The sequence below is a fragment of the uncultured Paracoccus sp. genome (genome assembly GCF_947496875.1).
In the GTDB taxonomy this organism is placed as follows: Bacteria; Pseudomonadota; Alphaproteobacteria; order Rhodobacterales; family Rhodobacteraceae; genus Paracoccus.
This window is the reverse complement of sequence record NZ_CANMEH010000002.1, coordinates 236,440-252,823: the sequence shown is the minus strand read 5'-3', so window position 1 is coordinate 252,823 and position 16,384 is coordinate 236,440. Positions and strand designations below refer to the sequence as shown.

17 protein-coding genes and 1 pseudogene are annotated in these 16,384 nt (G+C 68.6%); 11 read left to right on the top strand and 7 right to left on the bottom strand.

Annotated features, from left to right (window positions below):
• Positions 1-32: 32 nt before the first annotated feature.
• Complete coding sequence (locus Q0938_RS03470) at positions 33-1,427, top strand: FAD-binding oxidoreductase (RefSeq protein ID WP_299359154.1); 1,395 nt, start codon at positions 33-35, stop codon at positions 1,425-1,427.
• Positions 1,428-1,537: 110 nt separating this feature from the next.
• Positions 1,538-1,987, top strand: coding sequence for a PACE efflux transporter (locus Q0938_RS03465; RefSeq protein ID WP_299359152.1), 450 nt, complete (start codon positions 1,538-1,540; stop codon positions 1,985-1,987).
• Here the strand turns inward: Q0938_RS03465 and Q0938_RS03460 are convergent, their stop codons facing one another.
• Both Q0938_RS03460 and Q0938_RS03455 read right to left on the bottom strand, forming a co-directional pair.
• Positions 1,988-2,542 (bottom strand): adenine phosphoribosyltransferase, encoded by a 555-nt coding sequence (locus tag Q0938_RS03460; RefSeq protein ID WP_299359150.1) that lies wholly within the window; start codon positions 2,540-2,542, stop codon positions 1,988-1,990. It abuts the gene before it with no gap.
• Positions 2,539-3,135 carry a flavin reductase family protein gene (locus Q0938_RS03455; RefSeq protein WP_299359148.1) on the bottom strand — a complete coding sequence of 199 codons (597 nt, stop codon included), beginning with the start codon at positions 3,133-3,135 and terminating at the stop codon, positions 2,539-2,541. The genes Q0938_RS03460 and Q0938_RS03455 overlap by 4 nt, the downstream gene beginning before the upstream one ends.
• 144 nt (positions 3,136-3,279) lie before the next feature.
• Here Q0938_RS03455 and Q0938_RS03450 point away from each other — a divergent pair, with 144 nt between their 5' ends.
• Together Q0938_RS03450 and Q0938_RS03445 are read left to right on the top strand one after the other, a co-directional pair.
• Entirely contained in the window at positions 3,280-3,876 is a 597-nt protein-coding gene (locus Q0938_RS03450) for a GNAT family N-acetyltransferase (protein WP_299359147.1), read from the top strand.
• Positions 3,854-4,660 (top strand): EcsC family protein, encoded by an 807-nt coding sequence (locus Q0938_RS03445; protein WP_299359146.1) that lies wholly within the window; start codon positions 3,854-3,856, stop codon positions 4,658-4,660. Before Q0938_RS03450 ends, Q0938_RS03445 begins: the two co-directional genes overlap by 23 nt.
• A 32-nt stretch (positions 4,661-4,692) precedes the next feature.
• Here the strand turns inward: Q0938_RS03445 and Q0938_RS03440 are convergent, their stop codons facing one another.
• Complete coding sequence (locus Q0938_RS03440; RefSeq protein ID WP_299359145.1) at positions 4,693-5,355, bottom strand: DUF1523 family protein; 663 nt, start codon at positions 5,353-5,355, stop codon at positions 4,693-4,695.
• Between the two features lie 173 nt (positions 5,356-5,528).
• Between Q0938_RS03440 and Q0938_RS03435 the strand changes: the two are divergent.
• Positions 5,529-6,799, top strand: a pseudogene (locus Q0938_RS03435) (acetylornithine deacetylase/succinyl-diaminopimelate desuccinylase family protein).
• 25 nt (positions 6,800-6,824) lie between these two features.
• On the opposite strand, the gene Q0938_RS03430 reads toward Q0938_RS03435, so the two are convergent.
• Positions 6,825-7,061 carry a SlyX family protein gene (locus Q0938_RS03430; RefSeq protein ID WP_299359143.1) on the bottom strand — a complete coding sequence of 79 codons (237 nt, stop codon included), beginning with the start codon at positions 7,059-7,061 and terminating at the stop codon, positions 6,825-6,827.
• A gap of 47 nt (positions 7,062-7,108) precedes the next feature.
• Here Q0938_RS03430 and hisS point away from each other — a divergent pair, with 47 nt between their 5' ends.
• The 4 genes from hisS to Q0938_RS03410 all read left to right on the top strand — a co-directional run bounded on the left by hisS (position 7,109) and on the right by Q0938_RS03410 (position 10,731).
• Positions 7,109-8,605 carry a histidine--tRNA ligase gene (gene hisS, locus Q0938_RS03425; RefSeq protein WP_299359141.1) on the top strand — a complete coding sequence of 499 codons (1,497 nt, stop codon included), beginning with the start codon at positions 7,109-7,111 and terminating at the stop codon, positions 8,603-8,605.
• Positions 8,602-9,672, top strand: coding sequence for an ATP phosphoribosyltransferase regulatory subunit (locus Q0938_RS03420; RefSeq protein WP_299359139.1), 1,071 nt, complete (start codon positions 8,602-8,604; stop codon positions 9,670-9,672). Before hisS ends, Q0938_RS03420 begins: the two co-directional genes overlap by 4 nt.
• Positions 9,666-10,346, top strand: a complete 681-nt coding sequence (hisG, locus tag Q0938_RS03415) for an ATP phosphoribosyltransferase (protein ID WP_299359137.1) — start codon at positions 9,666-9,668, stop codon at positions 10,344-10,346. The genes Q0938_RS03420 and hisG overlap by 7 nt, the downstream gene beginning before the upstream one ends.
• 115 nt (positions 10,347-10,461) lie before the next feature.
• Positions 10,462-10,731: a DUF2171 domain-containing protein gene (locus Q0938_RS03410; RefSeq protein WP_299359135.1), complete on the top strand. Its 270-nt coding sequence runs from the start codon at positions 10,462-10,464 to the stop codon at positions 10,729-10,731.
• Between the two features lie 125 nt (positions 10,732-10,856).
• Here Q0938_RS03410 and ftsY read toward each other — a convergent pair whose 3' ends face one another.
• The 3 genes from ftsY to Q0938_RS03395 all read right to left on the bottom strand — a co-directional run bounded on the left by ftsY (position 10,857) and on the right by Q0938_RS03395 (position 13,586).
• Positions 10,857-12,077: a signal recognition particle-docking protein FtsY gene (gene ftsY, locus Q0938_RS03405; RefSeq protein ID WP_299359133.1), complete on the bottom strand. Its 1,221-nt coding sequence runs from the start codon at positions 12,075-12,077 to the stop codon at positions 10,857-10,859.
• 229 nt (positions 12,078-12,306) lie between these two features.
• The gene (locus Q0938_RS03400; RefSeq protein ID WP_299359131.1) at positions 12,307-13,236 is read right to left on the bottom strand and encodes a class I fructose-bisphosphate aldolase; all 930 of its coding nucleotides are present in this window, start codon (positions 13,234-13,236) and stop codon (positions 12,307-12,309) included.
• 161 nt (positions 13,237-13,397) lie between these two features.
• Positions 13,398-13,586, bottom strand: coding sequence for a heavy-metal-associated domain-containing protein (locus tag Q0938_RS03395; protein ID WP_299359129.1), 189 nt, complete (start codon positions 13,584-13,586; stop codon positions 13,398-13,400).
• A gap of 54 nt (positions 13,587-13,640) precedes the next feature.
• On the opposite strand from Q0938_RS03395, the gene lepA reads away from it, so the two are divergent.
• Both lepA and Q0938_RS03385 read left to right on the top strand, forming a co-directional pair.
• Positions 13,641-15,440: a translation elongation factor 4 gene (gene lepA, locus Q0938_RS03390; RefSeq protein ID WP_299359127.1), complete on the top strand. Its 1,800-nt coding sequence runs from the start codon at positions 13,641-13,643 to the stop codon at positions 15,438-15,440.
• A gap of 11 nt (positions 15,441-15,451) precedes the next feature.
• Positions 15,452-16,324, top strand: a complete 873-nt coding sequence (locus Q0938_RS03385) for a DUF6602 domain-containing protein (RefSeq protein ID WP_299359125.1) — start codon at positions 15,452-15,454, stop codon at positions 16,322-16,324.
• The last annotated feature ends 60 nt before the right edge of the window (positions 16,325-16,384 follow it).

The following is a 16,384-nucleotide window of genomic DNA, read 5'->3' as shown; positions in this document are numbered from 1 at the left end:
GAACCGATCAGGCCCGGTTGCAGGAGGAGACGATGCTGAACCCCGCCGACGACGCCTTGGCCGCGCTGCTGCCGCCGGATGTCCTGCGCCCGCTGGAGGATCGCTATCTCGACGATCCGCGCGGCCGCTATCGGGGGCAGGGGGGGCTGGTGGCGGCGCCCCGCACCGTGGACGAGGTGGCCGAAGTGGTGCGGGCCTGCGCCCGGGCGCGGGTGGGCATCGTGGCGCGCGGGGGCGGCACAGGGCTGGTCGCGGGCGCGGTGCTGCCCGAAGGTCCGGTCCCGCTGATCCTGTCGCTGGAGCGGATGACGCGGATCCGCGACCTGTGGCCGGACGAGGACGTGATGGTGGCCGAGGCCGGCGCCACGCTGCAGCAAGTCCGCGACGCGGCGCAGGCGCAGGACCGGCTGTTCCCGCTGGCGCTGGCCAGCCAGGGCACCGCCCAGATCGGCGGCATCCTCGCGGCCAACGCCGGCGGCGTCGCGGTTCTGCGCTGGGGCAATGCCCGGGCGCTGTGCCTGGGGATCGAGGCGGTGTTGCCCGACGGCAGCGTCATGCGGGACCTCAAGCGGCTGCGCAAGGACAACACCGGCTACGACATCCGCGATCTGCTGATCGGGGCCGAGGGAACACTGGGGATCATCACCGCCGCGTCGCTGCGCCTGGTGCCGCGCCCGGCCCAGGTCGCCACGGCGATGCTGGCGGTCCCCGACCCGGCGGCGGCGCTGGCGCTGCTGAACCTGGCCAATCGGCGGCTGGCCGGCGGCGTGACCGCGTTCGAGCTGATCGGCGGGCAGGGGCTGCAGTTTCTGGCCGAAACCCTGCCCGAGATCCGCCAGCCGCTGCCTGGGGTTGCGTGGTCGGTGCTGATCGAACTGTCGCTGCCGGCCGATCTGCCGGCCGATCAGGCGCTCGAGGGCCTGCTGACCGCGGCGATGGAGGCGGGGCTGGTGACCGACGGTGCGTTGGCGCAATCGGGGACGCAGGCCGCCGAGTTCTGGTCGCTGCGCGAACATCTGCCCGAAGCCAATCGCCGGGTCGGGGCGATCGTCAGCCACGACATCAGCCTGCCCCTGTCCGAGATCGCCGGCTTCATCGACGATGCCGGCGCGATGCTGGCGCGGATGGGCGACCTGCGGATCAACTGCTTCGGCCATCTGGGTGATGGCAACCTGCACTACAACGTCTTCGCGCCCGCCGGGCAGTCGCGTGACGCGTATGACGCCCTGCGCGCTCCGATCCAGGAGGCGGTGCACCAGATGGTCGTGGACCGGAACGGATCGTTTTCGGCGGAACACGGCGTCGGCCGGATGAAGGTGGCCGATCTGGCCCGCTGGGGCGACCCGGCGCGGCTGGCCGCCATGCGGGCGATCAAGGCCGCGCTCGACCCGCTCGGGATCATGAACCCCGGCGCGGTGCTGGCCTGACATCGGCATTGCCCCCGCCCGGTTCCGGCCTATATCGACGGGCAGATGGACGATCTCCCCATCCTTGGGAGGCAGCGGAACGGGACGGCCCGTCGAAGAACGGACCAGCCATGCGCACCACTTCCGACCGTATCCGCCACGCCATCCTGTTCGAGGTGTTCGGACTGATCCTGATGGTCGGCGGCGCCACGCTGCTGACCGGGTTAGACCTGCACGCGCTGGGCGTGATCGGCGTCGTGTCCTCGGTGGTCGCGACCATCTGGAACTATGTCTACAACTGGCTGTTCGACCGCGCGATGCTGCGCCTGCGGGGCAGCGTGGCCAAGACCCATCCGATCCGCGCCGTCCACGCCGTCCTGTTCGAGGCCGGGCTGCTGGTCCTGCTGCTGCCCTTCGTCGCCTGGGTGCTGGGCGTGACGCTGTGGCAGGCCTTCCTGCTCGATATCGGGATCGCGGCGTTCTACGTGGTCTATGGCTACGGCTTCAACTGGGCCTATGACCGGGTCTTTCCGCTGCCGGCGACCAGCCCGCCGGCCCCTTCGCGCGGGTCGGCCGCCTGATCACGCGCCGTCGAATTCGCACAGCACATGCACGTCGACGCCGGTGCGCTCGACCACGCCGCGGCCGCCCAGTTCGGGCAGGTCGACGACAAAGGCCGCGCCGACCACCTCGGCACCCAGCCGCCGGCACAGCCGGATCCCCGCCTCGGCCGTGCCGCCGGTTGCCAGCAGGTCGTCCACGATCAGCACCCGGTCGCCCTGCGCCAGCGCGTCGTCATGGATCTCCATCACCGCCTCGCCGTATTCCAGCGTGTAGGCCTGGCTCAACACCGCGCCCGGCAGCTTTCCCTTTTTCCGGATCGGCACGAAGCCGGTGGACAGCTGGTGCGCGACCGCGCCGCCCAGCACGAAACCGCGGGCCTCCAGCCCCACGACCTTGTCGATCCGCATGCCCGCATAGGGCGCCAGCAGCTGGTCGACCGCCATGCGGAACCCCCGCGCGTCGGCGAACAGCGTCGTCACGTCGCGAAAGATGATGCCCTCGTGCGGGAAATCCACGATGTTGCGGATATAGTCCTTGACCGTCTTCTGCACTTGCCGCGGCGCGATGCTCATGGGCGTTCCATCTCGAAGGTGTCGGTGACGCGGGCATAGTCCTTGTACCCCATCCGGGCCAGCCAGCCGGTCGCGCGCAGGTCGAAGCGGCCGTCGACGATGCAGTCGTCGCGCAGATGGATGCCGGTGACGACGCCCAGCACCAGCCAGTTGGCCTCGCCGGCCTGCCGCATGATCCGCGTGGCCCGGCATTCCAGCGAAGCGGCCGCGTCGCGCACCCGCGGGCAGTCGATCGTGTCGCACTCGGCCTCGGCGATGCCGGCGGCGTCGAATTCGTTCACCCCGGCTGGAAAAGCCGCAGTCGAGGCGTTCATCTGGTCCTTCAGCGCGTGGTCGGCGATGTTGACGCAGAACACCCGCGTCTCGGCGATCTGCGCGACCGTGTCCTTGGTACCGGCGCGGTCCTGCTTGGCCCCTGTGGACGCGAACATCACCTGCGGCGGCACATAGGCGGTGGCGTTGAAGAACGAATAGGGGGCCAGGTTGTCGCCCAGCCGCCCGCGCGTGGAAATCCAGCCGATCGGCCGGGGGGCGACGATGGCGTTCCACGGGTTGTGCGGCATGCCGTGGCCGTTTTCGGGGCGATAGAACATGGCGGGGGCGACCTCCTCGTTGCGGGCGCATACTGGCGGGCCGGGACCGGCGCGACAACACCGGCCGGACCGCCGCCGGCGTTTTTCCGGTTGATCGCCGCGGCCCGGGTGATAACCACGCCGCCACCCGCGAAAGGGGACCGGATGTACGAGCTGTGCCCCGAAACGGACCAGGACACGCCCGAGATCGAGGCGCTGATGGACCTTTGCTTCGGGCCGGGGCGCACCGCGCTAAGTTCGTACCGGCTGCGCGACGGGGTCCCGATGGTCGCGCCGCTGTGCCTGTGCCTGCGTGACGGATCCGACGCCGTGGTCGCCGCGATCCGGTTCTGGCCGGTGCGGGTGGATGACCGGCCGGTGCTGCTGCTGGGGCCCGTGGCCGTGCATCCCACCGTTCAGGGCGAGGGGCTGGGCGGCCTGCTGATGCGCGAAAGCCTGTCGCGCGCGGCCGCGATCGGGTGGCAGCGGGTGATGCTGGTGGGTGACGCCCCTTATTACGCGCGGTTCGGGTTTGCCAAGCTGGACGGCGTGGTGATGCCCCCGCCCACCAATCCCGAGCGGGTGCTGGGGCTGGAACTGATCCCCGGCGCCTGGGTTGATGTGCGCGGTGCCGTGGTCCGCGAGACCTCGCCGCAGGTTCACGCCGCGCTGGCCGAGATCGACGGCTCTGCACCGCCGCCGGCCTGCACCGAGGTCCACCCGTTGAAGGAGCCCGCCCATGACCGCACCCGACCTGCCTGATCGCCAGACCATCCTGCCGCCGATCACCGATCCGACGGTCCACGCCGAGATCGACCGCCTGGCCCGTCGCTATCTGGCCGCCGGTGGTCTGGGGATGGAAATCTTGGCCACGATCGGGGGCAGCGCCCAGACCGTGATGGAACGGCTGCCCGGGTTCGTGCGGCATCGCCTGGACGACATCACCCTGTCGGGGCTGAACCGGGCGGTCTACGCGGCCGGCCGGTCGCGCCGCATGGTCCGCGACCGCGGCGACTGGTTCAACCGCCTGGCCTCGACCGTGTCAGGCGCCGCCGGCGGGCTGGCCGGGCTGCCCGGCGCGATGGTCGAACTGCCGCTGACCATCACCATGCTGCTGCGCGGGATCCTGGAGATCGCGGCCGAACACGGGCTGGACGCCGACAGCGACGAGATCCGGATGGAGGCGCTGCGCGTCTTTGCCGCCGCCGGCCCGATGGCCGATGACGACGGCACCGATCTGGGCCTGCTGGCCGCCAAGCTGTCGATCACCGGCCAGACCGTGCAGGGGCTGATCGCTCGCATCGCGCCGCGCCTGTCCGCGGTGCTGGGGCAGAAGCTGGCAGCCCAGGCGACCCCGATCTTCGGCGCGGTCGCCGGCGCCTCGATCAACTACACCTTCGCCCGCTACTACCAGGAACTGGCGCGGGTGCATTTCGGGCTGCTGCGCTTGTCGCAGGAATCCGGCCTGCCGCGCGAGGCGCTGACCGAGGCGATCCGCCTGCGCATCGAGACGCTGCGCCACGACAGGCCCCGGCGCCGCGCCTGACGGGCTGCCCAGCTCTGCCGCGCCGGGGCGTCTCAGCGCCCGCGCAACCCGTCCCACCAGCGCCGCACCCGGCCGCCCGCCGGTCGCATCGGCGCCACCTGCCGTACCGTTGTCGCGCTGCTGGGATCGTGCCGCACCTGGACGACCCGACGCGGCGCGTGGCGCCCGCGGAACCGGTTCCACATTCGCCAGATCGCCAGCAGCGCCGCGCCCATCAGCCCCAGGATCAGCATCGCCAGCCAGTTCAGCGGCCGGTCGTTGGGCCCCGCCACCGGATCGATGGAGATCGCGTTCGGAAAGATCGTCCACCACGGGATGCGCCAGCCATAGGCGGTTATGCTGACCCATTTCGGGTTGGCCGCCGTCGAGACCTGGTCGGACGCGACCGCGTGTAGGTTGGAACTGTCGTACTTGAAATAGGGCGGCCAGATCCAGCCGGTGTCCTCGTTGCGATAGACGAAGGGTTTGCCGCCGGGCCGCACCGCCGCGATGTAACGGACGTCGCGCCGCCCGTCGGAGGTTTCCACGGTGCCGGTCCGGGGCGAGGCATAGAAGATCGCGTTCGGACCCAGGTCAGTGATCTGGTTGTAGACGTTGGTGATCCGCACCGTGTTCCGCGACGGCAGCGCGTAATCCAGGAACAGGAATACCAACACACCGAACACGACGCCGGTCGTGACCTGGACAACGCGCATGCGACAAGCTCCTCGAACTGGCGGCGACCGGCACCCCGCCGGGGAACGCGCCAAGGTTGTGCGGCGTTCCCAGCGCGACCTGCGGCCCTCATGCGTCAGCCCGCGTCCGGAGGCAATGGCGTGATCGCCGCGGCCCGTTGCGCCCGGGTCCTGCCGGGCCTAGCCTGCATCCCATGACCGACCTGTCTTGCGCCGTCGCCGATCGCCGCGCCGATCTGATCCGCCTGACCCAGGACCTGATCCGGATCCCCACGCTGAACCCCCCCGGCCTGCACTATCGCGACATCTGCGACTATCTTGCCGCCCGGTTGGAGCCGCAGGGCTGGCAGGTCGAACTGGTCCGCGCCCACGGTGCGCCGGGTGACAGCGAACGCCACCCGCGCTGGAACCTGATAGCCACCCGTGACGGCGGCCGGCCTGGCGATTGCGTCCACTTCAACAGCCACCACGACGTGGTTGAGGTCGGCCACGGCTGGACCCGCGACCCCTTCGGGGCCGACCATGACCCAGAAACGGACCGCATCTACGGCCGCGGCGCCTGCGACATGAAGGGTGGGCTGGCCGCCAGCATCATCGCCGCCGAGGCGTTTGTCGCCACCCGCCCGGACCACCGCGGCCGCGTCCAGATCAGCGCACCGCCGATGAGGAATCGGGCGGGTTCGGCGGGGTGGCGTTCCTGGCCGAGCAGGGCCGGTTCGCCGACGTGCAGCACGTGATCATCCCCGAACCGCTGAACAAGGACCGGATCTGCCTGGGGCATCGCGGCGTCTGGTGGGCCGAGATCGAGACAAGGGGCCGCATCGCGCATGGCTCGATGCCGTTCCTGGGGGATTGCGCCGTGCGCCACATGGGCGCGGTGATCGACGAGATGGAACGCACGCTCTATCCCGCGCTGGCGTGCCGGCACACCGCGATGCCGGTGGTTCCCGAAGGGGCGCGGTCCTCGACGCTGAACATCAATTCGATCCATGGCGGGGCGCGCGAACCCGACGCCGACTATACCGGCTTGCCTGCGCCGTGTGTCCCCGACCGCTGCCGCATCGTCATCGACCGGCGGTTCCTGATCGAGGAGCAACTGGACGAGGTCAAGGCCGAGATCCGCGCCCTGATGGAACGGGTCCGCGCCGAACGCCCCAGCTTTTCCTACGAGATCCGCGACCTGTTCGAGGTGATCCCCTCGATGACCGACCGGGACGCGCCGGTGGTGCGCACCACGGCTGCCGCGATCGAACGCGTGCTGGGGCTGCAGGCCGGCTATGTGGTGTCGCCCGGCACCTATGACCAGAAGCATATCGACCGGATCGGGCGGCTGCAGAACTGCATCGCCTATGGCCCCGGCATCCTGGACCTGGCGCACCAGCCGGACGAATGGATCGGGGTGCAGGACATGGAGGACAGCGCCAAGGTCATGGCGCTGGTGTTGGACGACCTGCTCGGCGGCTGAGGGGCCGCCGGATCGCGTGGGCGCCTTACCAGTGGGGCGGCCGCTGGTCGGCCAGCGCGATGCTGCCCTCTTCCGCCTGCTGCTCGGCGGCGCGTTCCATCAGCAGCCCGACATGCCGCGCCATTCGCCGGATCTCGGCATCTTGCCGGGCGACCACGTCGGACAGGTCGTCCACTGTGCGCTGAAAATGCGCCAGGCGTTCCTCGATGGCCTGCAGCGCATCCGCGCCCTGCACCTTGTCGCCGCCCTCAAACTTGTCCATGTCCGACCCTTCCGCTAAGCGGTCCCCGCGACCGACAAGGACTGCCGATGGCCAAGGACAGCAAACCCCGACGCCCCCGCGCCGAGACCCCAAAGGGGTTTCGCGACTATTTCGGCGCCGAGGTGACCGAGCGCAAGGCGATGCTGGACCGGATCGCCGCCGTCTATCATCGCCACGGCTTCGATGCGCTGGAAACCAGCGGGGTCGAGACGGTCGAGGCGCTGGGCAAGTTCCTGCCCGACGTGGACCGCCCTAACGCCGGCGTCTTCGCCTGGCAGGAAGAGGCGGTGCCCGGGATCGGCAAGGGCGATGGCGGCGCGGGCGACTGGCTGGCGCTGCGCTATGACCTGACCGCGCCACTGGCCCGCGTCGCTGCGCAGTACCGCAACGACCTGCCGTTTCCCTATCGGCGCTATGCGATGGGTCCGGTCTGGCGCAACGAAAAGCCCGGGCCGGGGCGCTATCGCCAGTTCTACCAGTGCGACGCCGACACGGTGGGCGCCGCCAGCGTCGCCGCCGACGCCGAGATCATCGCCATGCTGGCCGACGCGCTGGAGGCGGCGGGGATTAGCCGCGGCGACTATCTGGTGCGGGTGAACAACCGCAAGGTCCTGAACGGCGTGATGGAGGCCGCGCAGGTGGGGGCCGATCAGGCCGCCGACGTGCTGCGCCAGATCGACAAGTTCGACAAGGTCGGGGCGGACGGCGTGCGCGCGCTGCTGACGACCGGCCGCACCGATGCCTCTGGCGCGGAAATCGAGGGCGTCGGCCTGACCCCGGCACAGGCCGAGCCGGTGCTGGCATTCCTGACCTCGCGCCGCGACACCACCTCGGCCACCCTGACCAACCTGCGCGCCGCGGTCGGCGCCTCGGCGATCGGGGCCGACGGTGTCGACGAGCTGGCGCAGATCGCCGCCCTGCTGGACGCCATGGGCCTCGGCCCCGACCGCGTCGTCATCGACCCGTCGGTAGTCCGCGGCCTCGGCTATTACACCGGGCCGGTGTTCGAGGCCGAGCTGACCTTCGAGATCCGCGACGACAAGGGCCGCACCCGCCAGTTCGGGTCGGTCGCCGGTGGCGGCCGCTACGACGACCTGGTCGAACGCTTCACCGGGCAGAAGGTCCCGGCCACCGGCGTCAGCATCGGCGTCGACCGCCTGCTGGCCGCGCTGCACGAAAAGGGTCTGGCCGGGGCGGACAGCGCCGGTCCCGTCGTGGTCACCGTCATGGACCGCGACCGGATGGCCGAATACCAGGCAATGGCCGCCGAGCTGCGCGCCGCCGGAATCCGGGCCGAGGTCTATCTGGGCAACCCCAAGAACTTCGGCAACCAGCTGAAATACGCGGACCGGCGCGGCGCCCCGGTGGCCATCATCCAGGGCGCCGACGAATCCGCCCGCGGCGTGGTCCAGGTCAAGGACCTCATCCTGGGTGCCAGGATCGCCGCAGAAGCTTCTGTCGAGGAATGGAAATCCCAGCCCGCCCAGGTCGAGGTACCGCGCCCCGACATGGTCGGCGCCGTGCGGGACATGCTGGCCCGATGATCCCCCGCACCGCCAAGGCCGCGGTTGGCCAGCGGCTGCTGGCCGCGTTCCGGGACGCCGGCGCGGTCGAGGTCGCGCCCGACATCCTGCTGCCCGCCGACACCCTGCTGGAGCTTTATGGCGAGGATATCCGGGCCCGCGCCTACCTGACCACCGACCCGATCCGCGGCGAGGTCGTGCTGCGCCCCGACTTCACGGTGCCGGTGGTCAGCATGCACATGGCCGCCGGCGCCGAACCGGCCCGCTACTGCTACCTGGGCGAGGTGTTCCGCAAGCAGGACCACGGCGACACCCGCCCCGAGCATCCGCGCGACAACGAATACCTGCAGGTCGGGTATGAGCTGTTTTCCCGCGATCCCGACGCCGACGCCGAGGTCTTCGCCCTGTTCCACCGGCTGCTGGCACCGCACCGGCTGGCCGCCACGATCGGCGACATGGACCTGCTGCTGGATGCCGTGGCCGGGCTGCCCCTGTCGCCCGAACGCTGCGCCATGCTCGCCCACCACATCTGGCGCCCGCGTCGCTTCGAACGGCTGCTGGACCGTTTTTCGCGCCCGCTGGTGCCGCGCAGCTTTGCCGTCAACGGGGCGCCCTGGACCGGCTTGCGCAGCGAAGCCGAGATGGCGGCGCGGATCGCCCGGCTGGAATCGGCGCGCGCCGAACCGGTGCTGCCCGGCATCTGGCGGGAGCGTCTGCACAGGCTTTTCGCCCTGACCGGGGCTGCCCCGCAGGCGCTCGACGAACTGCGGGTGCTGGCCGACCACATCCCCGCGATCGCCGAGGCGGTGGACCGGCTGGCCGCACGGCTGGACGCGATCGCCGCCCGCGGCATCGATCCGGCCACCATCCGGTTCGAGGCGAGCCACGGCCGCACCACCATGGAATATTACGACGGCTTCACCTTCAGCTTCACCGCGACGGCGCATCCGGACTGGCCGCCGGTCGCATCGGGCGGGCGCTACGACGCGCTGACCGCGGTGCTGGGCCTGCCGGCGGGCAAGCCGGGCATCCCGGCCGTCGGCGGCATCGCCCGCCCCGGGCTGCTGGCCGAGTTGGACCCATGCTGAAGCTGGGGGTGCCGTCCAAGGGACGGCTGATGGATCAGACCTTCGGCTGGTTCGCCGAGCGCGGGGTGCGCCTGTCGCGCAGCGGCTCCGACCGGGAATATGCCGCCTCCGTCGACGGGATCGACGGGCTGGGGCTGGTGATGCTGTCGGCGGGCGAGATCCCGCGCGAACTCGCCGCCGGGCGCATCCAGCTGGGCGTGACCGGCACCGACCTGGTGCGCGAGAAGCTGGCCGGCTGGCGGTCCGACGTGGTCGAGCTGGCGCCGCTGGGGTTCGGCGAGGCCGATCTGGTGCTGGCGGTGCCCGCCTGCTGGCGCGACTGCGAGGATCTGGACGACTTTGCCGCCATCGCCCGCGATTTCCGGCAGGCGCACGGCTTCCGCCTGCGGATCGCCACCAAGTATCACCGGCTGGTCCGCGCCTTCCTGTCGGACCACGAGGTCGCCGATTACCAGCTGGTCGACAGCCAGGGCGCGACCGAGGGCACGGTGGCCAACCTGACCGCCGAGGCGATCGCCGACATCACCAGTTCGGGCGAAACGCTGCGCGCCAACCACCTGAAGATCCTCCCCGACGCGCTGATCCACGCCAGCCAGGCGACCCTGTTCGCCGCCCGGTCCCAGATCGGAACCGCGCCTCTGCACGCGGTGATGTCCCGGCTGCGCCTGACCTGACCGACTTTCGTCGCGGTGGCACCGGTCAGGTTCGGTGGACCCCGACCGCACCGCCGTGCGTTCCCCCGTGCAGAGGCGTGCGCTTCCGCACGCCGCATGAAATCGGAGGATCATCATGGTCGAAGCGAACCAGATCATCGAACATATGGACGTCGTGGGCGCCGACGGGGTGCATGTCGGCAAGGTCGATCACCTGGATGGCGACCGCATCAAGCTGACCCGCACCGACGAGGCGCACGGCCAGATGTCGTCCCACCACCATTATCTGCCGCTGTCGCATGTCGCGTCCGTGGATGGCGGCCGGGTGTGGCTGTCGGCCGACGCGACCAATGCCCGCCAGCTGTTGCAGGAAAAGGACGGCTCGCCCGTCGACCATAGCGCCTGATCGGTCGCTTGGGGATTGCCCGTCCGGGGATATCTGGACCGTTCTGTCGGCAGGGCGGTTCAGATGCTCCCGGCCGGCACCCGGACAACGGCTTCGTGCCGCCCCGGCCTGCGCGGCTCAGGCGATCACAGCCCAACCAGCGCGGTGGCGAACTCGCGCGCGTCGAACGCGTCCAGATCGTCGATCTGCTCGCCCACGCCGATCGCGTGGATCGGCAGGCCGAACTTGTCGGCCAGCGCCACCAGCACGCCGCCGCGGGCGGTGCCGTCCAGCTTGGTCATCACCAGACCCGATACGTCCGCCAGCCGGCGGAACGTTTCGACCTGTGACAGGGCGTTCTGCCCGGTGGTCGCATCCAGCACGAGCAGCGTGTTGTGGGGGGCGGTCGGGTCCTTCTTGCGGATCACCCGGACGATCTTGGCCAGTTCCTCCATCAGGTCGGCGCGGTTCTGCAGGCGCCCGGCCGTGTCGATCATCAGCAGGTCGGCGCCGTCCGCCTCGGCCCGCGTCATCGCGTCGAAGGCCAGGCTCGCCGGATCGGAGCCCTGCGCGGCGACCATCACCGGCACCCCGGCCCGCTGCCCCCAGACCTGCAGCTGTTCGACCGCCGCGGCGCGGAACGTGTCGCCAGCGGCGATCACCACCGACTTGCCGGCGGCGCGGAACTGGCTGGCCAGCTTGCCGATCGTGGTCGTCTTGCCCGACCCGTTGACGCCCACCACCAGCACCACCTGCGGCTTGCGCGGATACAGCGGCAGCGGTCGAGCGACCGGCTGCATGATCCGCGTCACCTCGTCGGCCAGCGCCCGTTTCAGTTCCGTCGACGTGACGCGCCGGCCCATCCGTCCCTCGGCGATGTTGGCGGTGACCCGCAGCGCGGTGTCCGTCCCCATGTCCGCCGCGATCAGCATGTCCTCCAACTCCTCCAGCATCGCGTCGTCCAGTTCGCGGCGCGGCTCGGCGGGCGCGGTCTCGCCGCGCCCGAACAGCCGGCCCATCAGCCCCGGCCGGTTCTCGGCCGGCCGGTCGGCGGCGGGGTGAGCGGCAGGCTGGGCGGCGGGCGCAGTGGCGGGAGCCGGGGCAGTGCGTGGCGCCGCAGGGCCGGGCGCGGTCGGGGGGGCTGACGTCGGGACCGACGCGCCCTGGTCGGCAACCGGCTCGGCGGGTGGCGGCGCCGCGCTGGCGAGTTGAGCCGTGCCGCCCGGCGCGTCGGCCTGCGGGGCAGCGGCGGTATCCGGTTCCGCCACCTCGTCCGTCACCTTGTCCGCCACCAGGCTGTCCAGTCCGCCGCCGATCTTCGACGACGACTTGGTCAGACGCTCGCGCAGCTTGGAAAAGAACGACATGCCGGACCCCCTTGGCGGTTTGGGCCTACCTAGGCGCTTGGCGGGCCAAGGGGAAGGCCGGCACCCGGACCGTGCCGCCGCCCGTCAGCAGCCGGCCTGCGGCCTCGGGGGACGCTGATGACAGACGGGCGGCGGGTTTCCCCGCCGCCCGACTGCAGAACGATGCATGAAAACTGCATGGAACGCTGCATGAACATGCAGCAATCCGGCAGCTTCGGCCGGATGCCGGTCAGCCGCGGCCCTGGTAGATGTCGACCAGCTTGCCCAGCATGGTCAGCGCATCCTCGCGCGACCGCTGGAAGCTGTTGCGCCCGATGATCGAGCCGTTGCCGCCGCCGTCGCGGATCGCCCGCGCGTCCTCGTATACCGCGTCCTCGCCCTTGGCCGCACCGCCCGAGAAGACCACGATCCGCCGGCCGCCGAATGCCGCCTGCATGCAGTGCGCCACCCGTGCCGCCGGGGTCGAGATGTCGATGCCCTGTTCCTGGTAAACCTTCTTGGCGTCACGGTTTTCCAGGTGATCTGTGGACAGCTTGATCTTGATGACATGGGCGCCCAGCAGCGCCGCGATCTGCGCGGCATAGGCGGCGATGTCGATGGCCGTCTCGCCGTCCTTGCTGATCGCCTCGCCGCGCGGATAGGACCAGATCACCGTCGGGATCCCGACGCTCGCCGCCTCGGCGCGCATCTCGGAAATCTCCTCGAACATGTCCAGCGCCATGTCCGATCCCGGATAGATCGTGAACCCGATCGCCGCGCAGCCCAGCCGCAGAGCGTCCTGCACGGTCGCCGTCACCGCCTGGTTCTTGCCCGCTGTATCGCTCATCAGGCTGTTGGCGCTGTTGCATTTCAGGATCGTCGGGATCTGTCCGGCGTAGGTGTCGGCCCCGGCCTCGATCATGCCCAGCGGCGCGGCGTAGGCGTTCAGGCCCGCGTCGATCGCCAGCTGGTAATGGTAGTGCGGGTCATAGCCCAGCGGGTTCTTGGCGAAGGATCGGGCGGGTCCGTGCTCGAAACCCTGATCCACGGGCAGGATGATCATCTTGCCGGTGCCGCCCAGCCTGCCGTTCATCAGCATGCGGGCCAGATTGCCCTTTACGCCCGGGTTTTCGCCCTCGTAGTTGGCGAGGATCTTCTTGACGGTATCGGTCATCTGCATCGGTAACAGGCTCCGGACTGGGAAAGGATGGTTTCCCTTACCAGACCGGGCCCGTGGGAAAAGGCCTTTTGCGCTAACGGCCGGGTCGGCCGACCGGGCAAAGGCAGGGCGCGAGAGGTTCTCACCGGATCGTGCGGCCGGTCAGATCGCCCCCCGCGCGCTCAGTCCAGCGGCTGCGCCGTATAGCCGGCCTCGCGAATCACCTCCATCGCCCGGGCGGCGCCGAGCTGATCGACCTCGACCACCTTGGACTGCAGATCCGCCCGTGCCGTGCCGCCGGCCGCGCCGATCGCCTTTTCGATCGCGGCCGTGCAGTGGCCGCAGGTCATGTCGTTCACCTGAAAACGCATGCGGGGTCCTTTCAAATTGACCGGCGCGGGTTTCCCGCGCATATCCGCGCCATCATGACCGACCTGCCTCTCATCCGCAATTTCTCCATCGTGGCGCATATCGACCACGGCAAATCCACGCTGGCCGACCGGCTGATCCAGCTGACCGGGACCGTCGCCGAACGCGACATGAAGGCCCAGATGCTCGACAGCATGGACATCGAGCGGGAACGCGGCATCACCATCAAGGCCAACACCGTCCGCATCCTGTATCCGGCCCGCGACGGCCAGACCTACGTGCTGAACCTGATCGACACGCCCGGTCATGTGGACTTCGCCTATGAGGTCAGCCGCTCGATGCGGGCCGTCGAAGGCTCGCTGCTGGTCGTCGACGCCACCCAGGGGGTCGAGGCGCAGACCCTGGCAAACGTCTACCAGGCGATCGATGCGGGCCACGAGATCGTGCCGGTGCTCAACAAGATCGACCTGCCCGCGGCCGAGCCCGAGCAGGTCAAGGCGCAGATCGAGGACGTGATCGGCATCGACGCCTCCGACGCAGTCCCGATCTCGGCCAAGACCGGCCTCGGCATCCCCGACGTGCTCGAGGCGATCGTCCAGCGCCTGCCGCCGCCGACGGGCGACCGCGAGGCGCCGCTGAAGGCGATGCTGGTCGACAGCTGGTACGACGCCTATCTGGGCGTCGTCGTGATGATCCGGGTAATGGACGGGGTGATCCGCAAGGGCGACCGCGTCCGGATGATGCAGACCGGCGCCATCTACGGCATCGACAAGCTGGCGGTGCTGACCCCGCGGATGGTGGACATCGCCGAACTGGGTCCCGGCGAGATCGGCGTCTTCACCGCGTCCATCAAGCAGGTCCGCGACACCCGCGTCGGCGACACCATCACCCATGAGCGGCGCGGCGCGACCGAGGCGCTGCCGGGGTTCAAGCCCGCCCAGCCGGTGGTGTTCTGCGGGCTGTTCCCGGTGGACGCCAACGATTTCGACGCGCTGCGCGACGCGATCGAGAAGCTGGCGCTGAACGATGCGAGCTTCACCTACGAGATGGAGACCTCGGCCGCGCTCGGCTTCGGGTTCCGCTGCGGCTTCCTGGGCCTGCTGCATCTGGAGGTGATCCGCGACCGGCTGGAACGCGAATACGACCTGGACCTGATCACCACCGCGCCCAGCGTCGTGTTCCGGCTGTTCATGCGCGACGGCGAGATGCGCGAGCTGCACAACCCCGCCGACATGCCCGACCTGACCCTGGTCGACCATATCGAGGAGCCGCGGATCAAGGCCACGATCATGGTCCCCGACGACTATCTGGGCGACGTGCTGAAGCTGTGCCAGGACCGCCGCGGCATCCAGCTGGACCTGACCTATGCCGGCAGCCGCGCGATGGTCGTCTATGACCTGCCGCTGGCCGAGGTGGTGTTCGATTTCTACGACCGGCTGAAATCGGTGACCAAGGGCTATGCGTCCTTCGACTACCAGATTTCGGAATACCGCGAGGATCTGCTGGTCAAGATGTCGATCCTGGTCAACGACGAACCGGTGGACGCGCTGTCGATCATGGTCCACCGCGACCGGGCCGAGGCGCGCGGCCGGGTGATGGTCGAAAAGCTCAAGGAGCTGATCCCTCGCCACATGTTCAAGATCCCGATCCAGGCGGCGATCGGCGGAAGGGTGATCGCCCGCGAGACGCTGGCGGCGCTGCGCAAGGACGTGACCGCCAAGTGCTATGGCGGCGATGCCACGCGCAAGAAGAAGCTGCTGGAGAAGCAGAAGGCCGGCAAGAAGAAGATGCGGCAGTTCGGGAAGGTGGAGATCCCGCAGAGCGCGTTCATCTCGGCGCTGAAGATGGATGGGTGAGGGTATTTAGAATGATTAACTTGTCTGATGTGTTTGCGGCGAGCGAAACGATATTGAGCGCACGAATCGAACAAATCAGGGCCAGCCTCACCCACGCCGGGCTAAAGGGTGGAGCAGTCGAGGAGGCAGTAAGGAATCTACTCCAAGATTACTTGCCACAAAACATCGGCATAGGTAGCGGGGTCGTCGTTGACTCGGCGGGACGACAATCCAACCAGATAGACATTATCCTGTACGACGCCCACAAGACTCCATCGTTTTTTCGTAGCGGGGATGCAGGGATATTTCCAATCGAATGTGTGTACTTCGCTATTGAAGTGAAATCCAGCCTCAGCGCTGCGACGTTCCTTGAGTGCGAAAAGAATATGGAAAGCTTTAAGGGGCTTGAGAGAACGGCATACTATCCTGCGTCTGGGCCGATCTCTCACTCGCTCGAAGTATTTTCCGGGTATCCAGGGTCAACTTGGGATCCGATATACCTTGTTTTCGCGCTTAGTACCGACGTGGCGCATCGAACCCTGATTACGTATCTGGAAAATCATCGTAAGTCGAGGACGGACATACGACGTCAGATTGACTCTGTTTATGCTCACGGAGCAGGGCTGTTGACGAACGTCACATTGGTACCGCCGAAGTCGTTCAGATTTAATTTGACGCCAGACTCAAAGTCCTTAGTTGGTTTGATAGAGTCGCATCCGCTTCTCACTTTTTTTACTTTGTTTAGCCGCTACTATAATCAGGTCGAAATTCCGCTCGGCTTCGACTTCACGAAATATTCTCTGCCGTGCATCTCCGCTTCGCCGTCGTGCGTTATGAACACCAGCCCGAAAAACTTGGCTGCAATAGATGAGGTGAACGAGATTGGAGGGCTCTTCGTTCTGTAATCGCAAAGAGTCGAGAGGAAGCCGTAACCGTCGGGTGCGTGTTCCTTGTGCACCATCACC